The sequence below is a fragment of the Rathayibacter sp. AY1E6 genome (assembly GCF_002931115.1).
Lineage (GTDB): Bacteria > Actinomycetota > Actinomycetes > Actinomycetales > Microbacteriaceae > Rathayibacter.
Genome location: NZ_PSVK01000001.1, coordinates 377,100 through 387,989 on the forward strand (window position 1 = coordinate 377,100; position 10,890 = coordinate 387,989).

Genomic DNA, 10,890 nt, shown 5'->3' on the forward strand with positions numbered 1-10,890 from the left:
GCGCTGCTTGTCGGCGCCGGACCGGCGCGGAGGACCGTCGCTCCGCCCGCCGCCGGCGGAGGAGCCGCCGCGGTCGGACGACCGTCCGGACGATCCGCCGCGATCCGAGGATCGCCCGGCCGAGCCGCGCTCCGCCGGGGCGACGCGCTCGCCGCTGTCAGGCCGGGGCCGCCGCGCACCCGCGCTCGCCTTCTTCGAGGGGACCGCGGGAGCGGCCGCCACCGCCTCGCCGCCCTGCCGCGCGATCGTGAGCAGCGCGCCCAGCTCCTCCCGGGTCAGGTCCCGAAGATCGCCCGAGCGCAGGGTGCCCAGGTGCAGCGGCCCGAACTGGCGGCGGACGAGCTCGATCACCGGATGGCCGACCGCCGCCATCATCCGGCGGACGACCCGGTTGCGACCGGAGTGCAGGGTGATCTCGACGAGCGAGGCGTTCGAGCGGCCCTCCGGCCGGCCGAGGAGACGCGCCTTGTCGGCGGCCACCGGTCCGTCGTCGAGCTCGATCCCGGAGGTCAGCGTCGCGATCGTCTGCGGGAGGACCTGCCCGTGCACCTTCGCGATGTAGGTCTTCGTCACTCCGAACGACGGGTGCGCGAGGACGTGGGCGAGCTCGCCGTCGTTGGTCAGCACGAGCAGGCCCGAGGTCTCGGCGTCGAGGCGCCCGACGTTGAACAGCCGCTCCTCGAAGTTCTTCGTGTAGAGGCTGAGGTCGGTGCGTCCGTTCTCGTCCGCCAGCGAGCTGACGACGCCGATCGGCTTGTTGAGCATCACATAGCGGCGCGAGGTGTCCAGCTGCACCGCGACCCCGTCGACCTCGATCCGGTCGGTCGCCGGATCGATGCGGCGGCCGAGCTCGTCCGCCACCTCGCCGTTGACGCGGATCCGCCGCGCCACGATCATCTCCTCGACCACTCGTCGGGAGGCGACCCCCGCTGCCGCGAGGACCTTCTGCAGTCGTTCGCCGTCGGGGCCGCTGTCAGGCGCGCTCATCGAATCCGTCTCTTCCGTCGCTCAGTAGGGGGGAGATCTTCGGCAGCTCGTCGAGCGAGGTGAGGCCGAGGTGCACGAGCAGCTGCTCGGTGGTGCCGTAGAGGACCGCGCCCGTCTCGGGGTCGTGGCCGACCTCCGCGATGAGGCCGCGGCCGAGGAGGGTGCGCGCGACGGAGTCGACGTTGACCGCGCGGATCTGCGCGACCTGACCGCGCGAGACCGGCTGCTTGTAGGCGATCACGGCGAGCGTCTCGAGCGCCGCCTGCGAGAGCCGCGTCGGGTTCTGCGTCAGGACGAAGTCCTTGACCACCGGGTCGTACTCGCGGCGCACGTAGATCCGCCAGCCGGCACCGACCTCGCGCAGCTCGAAGCCCCGGCGGATCGCTCCGTCGGCGCCGTCGTAGTCGGCGACCAGGCGCTCGATCGACTGGCGGACCACGGCGATCGGCCTCGACAGCGCGGTCGCGAGGGAGGCGAGCGGCTGCGGCTCGTCCGCGACCATCAGGATCGCCTCGACCGCCCGGTCGATCTCGAAAGCGACGGTCCCGGGGCCGGCGTCAGGAGTCATAGTCGGCTCCGAGCGCGGCGAGGCTCGCATCGCTCCACTGCTCGGCGACCCAGCGCAGCGCGAGCTCGCCGAGCGGCTCCGGCTGGTCGAAGGAGATCGCGGCGTGCCGGTAGAGCTCGAGCACGGCCAGGAAGCGCGCGACGATCACGCCCTTCTCGTCGGCGTCCGCGATCAGCTCGCCGAAGGTGGCCCTCCCGCGGGCGCGCAGCATCGCCACGACGTGGGCGGCCTGCTCCCGGATGCTGATCTGCGGGGCGTGCAGGTGGTCCAGGCCCACCGTCGGCAGCTCGCGCGGAGCGAGGGCGACGGTCGCGAGGGCGGCGAAGTCGGCGGGCGACAGGGTCCAGACGAGCTCCGGCTTCGCGGACCGGTACTCCTCCTCCAGAGGCACGTCGCGCACATGACGGGCGGTCTCGATCGCGATCCGCTCGGCGAACCACGACGACACCTGCTTGAAGGCCCGGTACTGCAGGAGCCGGGCGAAGAGCAGGTCTCGCGCCTCCAGCAGCGCCGCGTCCTCCGCGTCCACGAGCTCGCCCTGGGGCAGGAGTCCGGCGATCTTCAGGTCGAGGAGCGTCGCGGCGACGACGAGGAACTCCGACGCGCGGTCCAGCCCCTCGAGCGAGTCGATCCCGTGCAGGTACGAGAGGAACTCGTCCGTCACGGCGCTCAGCGCGATCTCGGTGATGTCGACCTGCTGCTTCGCGATGAGGCTCAGCAGGAGGTCGAACGGACCCTCGAAGTTGGTCAGCGCGAGGTGGAACCCGGTGGGAGCGGTGCGCTCCTCGAGGAGGACCTCAGGCGACCGCGCCACGCGAGATCAGCTCCCTGGCGAGCTTGCGGTACGCCTTCGCGGCGTTGTGCTCGGGCGCGAACTGGGTGATCGGGACGCCGGACACGCTGGCGTCCGGGAACTTCACCGTGCGGCCGATCACCGTCTCGAGCACGCTGTCGCCGAAGGCGTCGACCACCCGGTCGAGCACCTCCCGCGAGTGCAGGGTGCGGGAGTCGTACATCGTGGGCAGGATGCCGTCGAGCTCGATCACCGGGTTGAGCCGGTCGCGGACCTTGTCGATCGTCTCGATCAGCAGGGCGACGCCGCGCAGCGCGAAGAACTCGCACTCGAGCGGGATGAGGACGCCGTGGCTCGCGGTGAGCGCGTTGACCGTGAGCAGGCCCAGCGAGGGCTGGCAGTCGATCAGGATGACGTCGTAGTCCGCGCTCACCTTGCGGAGTACCCGGGCGAGGATCTGCTCGCGCGCGACCTCGTTGACGAGGTGGACCTCGGCGGCGGAGAGGTCGATGTTGGCCGGGATGACGTCCAGGCCCGGCACGCGGGTCCTCCGGATCGCCTCGGCCGGGTCCTTCACGGTGCCGAGGAGCAGGTCGTAGATCGTGATGGCGTCGTAGGTGGTGACCCCGAGGCCGGCCGAGAGGGCGCCCTGCGGGTCGAAGTCGATGGCCAGCACACGGCGGCCGTACTCGGCGAGGGTCGCGCCCAGGTTGATGGTCGTCGTCGTCTTTCCGACGCCGCCCTTCTGGTTGCAGAGGGAGATGATCCGAGCGGGGCCGTGACCGGTGAGCTCCACCGGCAGCGGGAAGTCGCGCAGGGGGCGGCCGGTCGGGCCGAGCGTCGGGGCTTCGAGACCGGTGAGCTCGGCCTTGTCGTCCGTCTTGCGTGTCACCTGCGTCGTCCTCGCTTCCGTGGCGGCGTGCGCTCCCGCGCGGCCTCCGACGAGTGTACCGGCGCCCCGCTCCCCGGCCGCCGCGCCCCGCCGCGCGGGTCCGCGGCTCTAGCGCCGCGCTCGCGGGTGCGCGGACGTGTAGACGTCCCGGAGCGTGTCCGCCGTCACCAGCGTGTAGATCTGCGTCGTCGCCACCGAGGCGTGCCCGAGGAGCTCCTGCACTACGCGGACGTCGGCGCCGCCCGCGAGCAGGTGGGTCGCGAACGAGTGCCGGAAGGTGTGCGGCGAGATCTCCCGGTCCAGCCCGGCCTTCTCGGCGACGGCGCGGATGACCAGCCAGGCGCTCTGCCGCGACAGGCGGCTCCCGCGGACCCCCAGGAAGAGCGCCGGCGTCGCGCGTCCCCTCCGCGAGAGCTCGGGCCGCGCACGCACAAGGTACTCGTCGACCGCCTCGCGGGCGAAGCGGCCGAGCGGCACCATCCGCTGCTTGGACCCCTTGCCCGTCAGCCGCACCACCTCCGCGGCGACCACGTCGTCGACGTTCAGGTCCACCGCCTCCGAGATGCGCGCGCCCGTCGCGTAGAGCAGCTCCAGCAGGGCCCGGTCCCGCAGGTCCGCGAGCTCCTCGCCGCGCGCCGCGTCGAGCAGTGCCGCCATCTGCTCGACCGTGACCGCCTTCGGCAGGGTCATCGGGACCTTCGGCGGCATCACGTCCCGGGCAACGTCGTCCGCGACGACCCCCTCCTCGAGGGCGAAGCGGTGCAGCCCTCGGACGCTCGAGAGGATCCGTGCGCGCGAGCTCGCCGCGAGCGGCCGCTCCGGGCGTGCGGCCAGCCAGGAGGAGAACTCCCCCACGTCGACCCGTCCGAGCTGCGCCAGATCGACGGTCCCGCGCTCCTCGAGCCAGCCGAGGTAGAGCTCCAGGTCGCGCCGGTAGGCCGCGAGCGTGTGCGCCGAGAGCCCGCGCTCCACGCTCGCCTGCCGGAGGTACGCCTCGGCGCAGGCGCGGGGGCTCACCCCCGGGGGTGGCGGACCCGCGGGTGGCGCGTCCACGGCGAGGACGCGTCGCCCAGCCCTTCCCAGTCGCGCGAGCGGAACGCGTGCGCCGCGAGCACCGCGATCGTCAGCGAGGGGTTCTGCACCCGGCGGGCGAGGACCGCCTCGACCGCCTCGTCCAGCGGCACCCACCGCAGCTCCATGTCGGCCTCCTCCGCCTCGCGGTCGAAGGCGGAGCCTGTGGACGAGAGCCCGCGGGCCAGGTAGATCCGGATGACCTCGTCGCTGCCGCCCGGCGAAGTGGCGAACTCCGAGAGCAGGTCCCAGCGCTCGGCCTGCAGGTCCGTCTCCTCGCCCAGCTCCCGCTGAGCGGCGACCAGCGGATCCTCGCCCTCCACGTCGAGCAGGCCGGCCGGGATCTCCCACTCGCGGGTGCGGACCGGGTGCCGGTACTGCTTGATCAGGGCGACGCGGTCCTCGTCGTCGAGGGCCAGCACCGCGACGGCTCCCGTGTGATCGAGGAACTCCCGGCGCAGCTCGCCGCCGCCGTAGCGGAACGTCTCCGCGCGGACGCCCCAGACCATCCCGTCGAAGACGCGCTCACTGGTCAGGACCTCCGGCTCGACGAGCTCGTCCGACAGCGGCTCACTCATCGGCGCCCGCCTCCGATGCCGGGAAGAGGCGCGAGGCCTCCTGGCGCTCGAGGGCGGCGGTCACGAGGCCGCGGAAGAGCGGGTGCGCGGCGTTCGGGCGCGAGCGGAGCTCCGGGTGCGCCTGCGTGCCCACGTAGTAGGGGTGCTTCTCGCGGGGCAGCTCGACGTACTCCACGAGGTGGCCGTCGGGCGAGAGGCCCGAGAACCAGAGCCCCGCCTCGGCGATCCGGTCGCGGTAGCGGTTGTTGACCTCGTAGCGGTGACGGTGGCGCTCGGCAGCCTCAGGTGCGCCGTACACCTCGGCGACGATCGAGCCCTCGGCGAGCTCGGCCGTGTAGAGGCCGAGGCGCATCGTGCCGCCCATGTCCCCGGACGCGAGGATCTCGACCTGCTCGGCCATCGTCGCGATGACGGGGAACTCCGTCTCCGGATCGAACTCCGACGACGAGGCCCCCTCGAGGCCGGCCTCGTTGCGGGCGTACTCGATGACCATGCACTGCAGGCCGAGGCAGAGCCCGAGCGTCGGGATCCCGTTCTCCCGCGCGAAGCGCAGCGCGCCGAGCTTGCCCTCGATACCGCGGATGCCGAAGCCGCCGGGCACGCAGATGCCGTCGAGCTCGGAGAGCGCCTTTGCCGCAGCCTCGGGGTCCTCGAGCCCGTCGGAGGCGATCCAGCGGATGGCGACCTTCGTCTGCTGCGCGAAGCCGCCGGCTCGCAGGGCCTCCGTCACGGAGAGGTAGGCGTCGGGCAGGTCGATGTACTTCCCGACCAGGCCGATGGTGACCTCGTGCTTGGGCTCGTGCACGGCCTCGAGCAGTCGCGACCAGCCGTCCCAGACGACCTCGCCGGCCGGGAGGCCCAGCTGGTCGATGATGTAGGCGTCGAGGCCCTGCTCGTTGAGCATCTGCGGGATCTCGTAGATCGACGCGACGTCCTTGGCGTTGACCACGGCCTGCTCGTCGACGTCGCACATCAGCGCGATCTTGCGCTTGTTCGACTCCGAGACGGGCCGGTCGCTCCGCAGCACCAGCGCGTCCGGCTGGATGCCGATCGAGCGCAGCGCCGCGACGGAGTGCTGGGTGGGCTTGGTCTTCTGCTCGCCGGAGGCGCCCATGAAGGGCACCAGCGAGACGTGCACGAAGAAGACGTTGCGGCGGCCGAGCTCGTGGCGGACCTGGCGGGCCGACTCGATGAACGGCTGGCTCTCGATGTCGCCGACGGTGCCGCCGATCTCGGTGATGATGACGTCCGGCTGCGGGTCGTCCTCCGACTGGAGGCGCATGCGCCGCTTGATCTCGTCCGTGATGTGCGGGATGACCTGGACCGTGTCGCCGAGGTACTCGCCGGCGCGCTCGCGCGCGATGACCCGCGAGTAGATCTGGCCGGTCGTGACGTTCGCGGCCTGGTTCAGGTTGATGTCGAGGAAGCGCTCGTAGTGGCCGATGTCGAGATCGGTCTCGGCGCCGTCGTCGGTCACGAAGACCTCGCCGTGCTGGAACGGGTTCATCGTCCCCGGGTCCACGTTGAGGTACGGGTCGAGCTTCTGCATGACGACGCGCAGCCCGCGCGCGGTCAGCAGGTTGCCCAGGCTCGCGGCCGTGAGTCCCTTGCCGAGCGAGGAGACGACACCGCCGGTGACGAAGATGTGCTTCGTGATCTTCGAGGGGGCGTCCTGCCCGGCCGTCGAAGCGTTCCGGGTCGAGGACCCGGAGGAGCCCTCGGGATCCGAGGGAGAAGAAGAGGAAAGGCCCGCGTTCGTAAAGTCCACCACGGGGTTCCACCGTAACAGCAGAACGGCGGCGGCGGACCGCCCGGGACGGATCGATGTCGTCCCGGGCCGCTCGCGATCAGCCCCGCCGACTCGATTCGAGGAGCTCCCGCGCATGAGCGAGAGCGTTGGCGGAGTCGGTGAGCCCCGAGAGCAGGCGCGCCATCTCGGACACCCGCTCCTCGGAGTCGAGCTGCGTCACGGCGCTCGAGGTCACCGCGCCGTCCGAGCCCTTCTCGACGCGGAGGTGGTTCGTGGCGAATGCGGCGACCTGCGCGAGGTGGGTCACCACGATGACCTGCGACGTCTCGGCGAGCCGCGCGAGCCGTCGGCCGATCTCGATCGCCGCCGCTCCGCCGACCCCTGCGTCGACCTCGTCGAAGACGAACGTCGGCACGGGGTCGTTGGCGGCGACCACGACCTCGATCGCGAGCATCACCCGCGAGAGCTCGCCTCCCGAGGCTCCGCGGGCGAGGGGCCGGGGTGCGGCCCCGGTGTGCGGCTGGAGCAGCATCTCGACGGAGTCGCGCCCGTGGACGCTCGGCTCCCCCGCGGCCGTCACCTTCACGTGCAGGCGCGCATCCGCCATGGCCAGCGCGGTGAGCTCGTCGCTGACCCGCTCCCCCAGCTCGGCGGCCGCCGCGGTCCGCAGCTCGGTCAGCCGGGTCGCGAGGCGGTCGACGAGGTCCGCGTCGGCCGCGGTGTCGGCCTCGAGAGCCGCGATCCTCTCGTCGTCGCCGTCGAGCTCGAGCAGGCGGAGTCCGGAGGAGTCCACCAGGTCGAGCACGTCGTCCAGGGTCGGTCCGTAGGTGCGGGCGAGCAGGGACAGCTCCGCCCGCCGGTTCTCGATCAGCTCCAGGTCGTGCGCGCCGTCGAGGTCGAGCTCCGCCAGGTAGGAGGAGAGCCCGCCGGCGGCGTCGACGAGGAGCACCGCCGCCTCGCCGAGCGTCTGGACCGTCGGCTGCAGGGCGGCGTCGTGCTCGGCCGCCCGCTCCAGCACGCGCCGCGCCGTCTCGAGGAGCCCGAGCGCGTCCCGCCCGTCCAGCTCCTCGGACGAGATCGCCTCGCGGGCCTCGCCGGCGGCGAGCCGGAGCTGCTCGATGCTCCCGAGCCGGGCGGACTGCGCCGCGAGCTCGACGTCCTCCCCGCGCTGGGGGGCGACCACCTCGATCTCGGCGAGGGCGGAGCGGAGCCGTTCGGCTTCGCGGGCGCGCGTCTCCCGGGCCTCGGTGAGCGAGTCGAGCTCCTCCCGGTTGGCCCGCCAACGCTCGAAGGCGCTCGCGTAGTCGCGGAGGGCGTCGGCGAGACCGGGTCCGCCGAACCGGTCGAGCGCCTCGCGCTGCGCCGCGGCGGAGCGGAGGCGGATCTGGTCCGACTGCCCGTGCACGACGACCAGCTGATCGGCGAGCTCGCTTAGCACGCTGACCGGTGCGCTCCGGCCGCCGACGACGGCTCGCCCGCGTCCCTCCGCCGAGACGGACCGCGCGAGGAGCAGCTCCGGGCCGTCGAGATCGCCGCCGGCGTCGTGGACGCGCTCGGCGACCGGGCCCTCCTCGGGGACCAGCCAGCGCCCCGACACCCAGGCCTGCTTCGCTCCCGAGCGCACCGCGGACGCGTCCGAGCGCACGCCCAGCACGAGGCCGAGCGCCGTGACCACCATCGTCTTGCCGGCGCCGGTCTCGCCGGTGACCGCGGTGAAGCCCGGTCCGAGCGGGAGCGTCGCCTCGGCGATCACTCCGAGGTCGCGGATCTGCAGCTCTTCGAGCATCGGGCCTTACTCCGTCTCCGCCGACCCCCGCCATCCGCGGATGGGGAGACCGAACTTGTGCACGAGTCGATCGGTGAAGGGGGCGTCGTGCAGGCGTGCGAAGCGCACGGGCACGGGCGAGCGCCGGTAGACGACGCGCGCTCCCGGCGGCAGCTCGTAGGCGCGCCGGCCGTCGGCCCAGAGGACGCCGACGCCGTCGGTCCTCTCCTTGACCTCGACGGCGAGGCTCGACGACGGGCCCACGACGAGGGGCCGCGCGAAGAGGGCATGGGCACTGAGCGGAACGAGGAGCATCGCCTCGACGGTCGGCCACACGACGGGGCCGCCCCCGGAGAAGGCGTAAGCGGTGGAACCGGTCGGAGTGGACACGACGATGCCGTCGCAGCCGAAGCTCGACAGCGGACGTCCGTCGACGCCCACCATGACCTCGAGCATCCGCTCGCGGCTGCCCTTCTCGACGGTCGCCTCGTTGAGCGCCCAGGTCTCGTAGACGACGGCCTCGTCGATCTTGACGCGCACCTGCAGGGTCATCCGCTCCTCGACCGCGTAGTCGCCGTCGAGCGCACGGGCGACGGCGTCGTCGAGATCGTCCCGCTCGCTCTCCGCGAGGAACCCGACGTGGCCGAGGTTCACGCCGAGCAGAGGGGCCGTCCCGGACCGGACGATCTCCGCTGCGCGGAGGATGGTCCCGTCCCCGCCGAGCACGAACACGAGCTCGATGGACTCGAGCGGGACGTCGGACCCGAGCACGGCGACGTCGCTCAGACCCGGAGCGACCGCGACGATGTCGCCCTTGTCGTCGGCGCAGAGGACGGGGTGGGCGCCGGAGTTCCGGAGGCGCTCGACGACGAGGACCGCCGCATCGAGGGAGTCCGTCCGTCCGGTGTGGGCGACGACGAGGATGTTGCGCTCGTCACGAGGGGACTGCATCGAGGGTGTGTCCTTCTGGTCGGTCGACAGCGGCGGACACGATCGCGTCATCCGGTGGTGAGCGCGGTGACCGCGTCCCTCCATTCTGTCGGAATCGTTCCGCGGTCGCGGTGGAGGTGCGCCAGATACTCGCGATTCCCAGCGCCCCCCGGGAGTGGCGACTCGGCCAGCCCGACGACGCCGAGCCCCAGGTCCCACGCCGACCACAGGACGTCCGAGAGGGCCTCGCGACGCAGCTCCGGATCCCGGACGATCCCCTCCCGCACTCCCAAGCGGCCGACCTCGAACTGCGGCTTCACCAGCACCACGAAGTCGGCGAGCGGATCCACGGAGGCGGCGACGGGAGGCAGAACCATCCGCAGGGAGATGAAGGACACGTCGGACACGACCAGGTCCGGGACGATCTCGGTCCTGGCGGCTTCGGCGAGCCGGGCGGCGGTGAGATCCCGCGCATTGAACCCCTCCACCACGTGGACGCGATCGTCGGACCGGATCCGGGGAGCGAGCTGCGCGTGCCCGACGTCGAGGGCGATCACCGAGGCGGCGCCGCGCTCGAGCAGGACCTGCGAGAACCCGCCCGTCGACGCCCCGACGTCGAGAGCGTTCCGGCCGGCGACTCGCACCGTCGCGAAGGTGTCGAGGGCGGCGAGCAGCTTGTGGGCGGCCCGGCTGACGTAGTGGTCGAGGCCGGCGACCGCGACGTCCTGATCGTCGCGGACGCGGATCGAGGGCTTCAGTGCAGGGACGCCGTCCACCGTCACCAGACCGTCGGCGATCATCCGAGCGGCATGGGTGCGGGACCGGGCGACGCCCCGTTCGGCGAGAGCCGAGTCGAGTCGCGAGTCTTCGGTCATCGGTCGCGGTCGGCGTTCTCGAGTCGGATGCGCAGCTGCTCCTGCAGCTGGACGTATCCGGCTGCCCTCTCGTTGAGCGGAGTCTGCTCGATCCGGAGGAGCTCGTCTGACAGGACGTGTTCCTCCACGGCGTCGAAGCCGTTCTGGAGCGGCCTCGATTCCGGAGAGGGCGTCGGGTCGTGCTGAGTCATCGCTGCTCCTCGTTCCGGAGTCGGGCGACGACGGTCATCGTCGCTCCGGCCGGCCCTGTTCCTCCTCGAACAGAGACCGACCGGTTAAACAGCGATGGCCACCCATTTCTGGGTGGCCATCGTGAATGGTGTCCGGCGGTGTCCTACTCTCCCACAGGGTCCCCCCTGCAGTACCATCGGCGCTGAGAGTCTTAGCTTCCGGGTTCGGAATGTGACCGGGCGTTTCCCTCTCGCTATGGCCGCCGTAACCCTGGCGACACACGCACCCGAGGGCACATGGTCAAATCTGGGTTACACGCCGTGCGTGTATTCAATTGTTCCGCTCCTCCCGAAGGAGGATGCGGGGTGCCCGTCTTCTGGGAACCACAAAGTGGACGCAAGCAATCTCTGGCCACTCCTACCAGCCTTTACAACGGTATGAGTGTAGTGATTATCAAGTTATCGGCTTATTAGTACCGGTCAGCTCCGACAGTCTTTAGTCCTGTCTTCC

At 71.6% G+C, this 10,890-nt stretch carries 10 protein-coding genes, 1 rRNA gene and 1 pseudogene; all 12 read right to left on the reverse strand.

From position 1 onward, the window contains the following. Nucleotides 1–216: 216 nt before the first annotated feature. A pseudogene (locus C5C46_RS01735) lies at nt 217–987 on the reverse strand (pseudouridine synthase); the annotation flags it as partial. Continuing rightward, complete coding sequence (gene scpB, locus C5C46_RS01740) at nt 974–1,555, reverse strand: SMC-Scp complex subunit ScpB (RefSeq protein WP_104225420.1); 582 nt, start codon at nt 1,553–1,555, stop codon at nt 974–976. The gene scpB and the pseudogene C5C46_RS01735, both read right to left, overlap by 14 nt. Continuing rightward, nucleotides 1,545–2,369: a ScpA family protein gene (locus tag C5C46_RS01745; RefSeq protein ID WP_104225421.1), complete on the reverse strand. Its 825-nt coding sequence runs from the start codon at nt 2,367–2,369 to the stop codon at nt 1,545–1,547. Before C5C46_RS01745 ends, scpB begins: the two co-directional genes overlap by 11 nt. Further along, nucleotides 2,353–3,240: a ParA family protein gene (locus tag C5C46_RS01750; RefSeq protein ID WP_104222502.1), complete on the reverse strand. Its 888-nt coding sequence runs from the start codon at nt 3,238–3,240 to the stop codon at nt 2,353–2,355. Before C5C46_RS01750 ends, C5C46_RS01745 begins: the two co-directional genes overlap by 17 nt. A gap of 108 nt (nt 3,241–3,348) precedes the next feature. Beyond that, nucleotides 3,349–4,257, reverse strand: a complete 909-nt coding sequence (gene xerD, locus C5C46_RS01755) for a site-specific tyrosine recombinase XerD (RefSeq protein ID WP_104225422.1) — start codon at nt 4,255–4,257, stop codon at nt 3,349–3,351. Further along, entirely contained in the window at nt 4,254–4,889 is a 636-nt protein-coding gene (locus tag C5C46_RS01760; protein WP_104225423.1) for an NUDIX hydrolase, read from the reverse strand. The genes xerD and C5C46_RS01760 overlap by 4 nt, the downstream gene beginning before the upstream one ends. Beyond that, complete coding sequence (locus tag C5C46_RS01765; protein WP_104222604.1) at nt 4,882–6,546, reverse strand: CTP synthase; 1,665 nt, start codon at nt 6,544–6,546, stop codon at nt 4,882–4,884. The genes C5C46_RS01760 and C5C46_RS01765 overlap by 8 nt, the downstream gene beginning before the upstream one ends. 190 nt (nt 6,547–6,736) lie before the next feature. After that, nucleotides 6,737–8,425, reverse strand: coding sequence for a DNA repair protein RecN (gene recN / locus C5C46_RS01770; protein ID WP_104225424.1), 1,689 nt, complete (start codon nt 8,423–8,425; stop codon nt 6,737–6,739). A 6-nt stretch (nt 8,426–8,431) separates the two neighbouring features. Continuing rightward, a complete protein-coding gene (locus C5C46_RS01775; RefSeq protein ID WP_104225425.1) occupies nt 8,432–9,355 on the reverse strand; it encodes an NAD kinase in 924 nt (307 codons plus the stop codon). Nucleotides 9,356–9,402: 47 nt separating this feature from the next. Then, nucleotides 9,403–10,209 carry a TlyA family RNA methyltransferase gene (locus C5C46_RS01780; protein ID WP_104225426.1) on the reverse strand — a complete coding sequence of 269 codons (807 nt, stop codon included), beginning with the start codon at nt 10,207–10,209 and terminating at the stop codon, nt 9,403–9,405. Further along, a complete protein-coding gene (locus C5C46_RS01785; protein ID WP_104225427.1) occupies nt 10,206–10,400 on the reverse strand; it encodes a hypothetical protein in 195 nt (64 codons plus the stop codon). Before C5C46_RS01785 ends, C5C46_RS01780 begins: the two co-directional genes overlap by 4 nt. Before the next feature lie 130 nt (nt 10,401–10,530). Beyond that, nucleotides 10,531–10,647: ribosomal RNA gene (gene rrf, locus C5C46_RS01790) — 5S ribosomal RNA — on the reverse strand. Between the last annotated feature and the right edge of the window lie 243 nt (nt 10,648–10,890).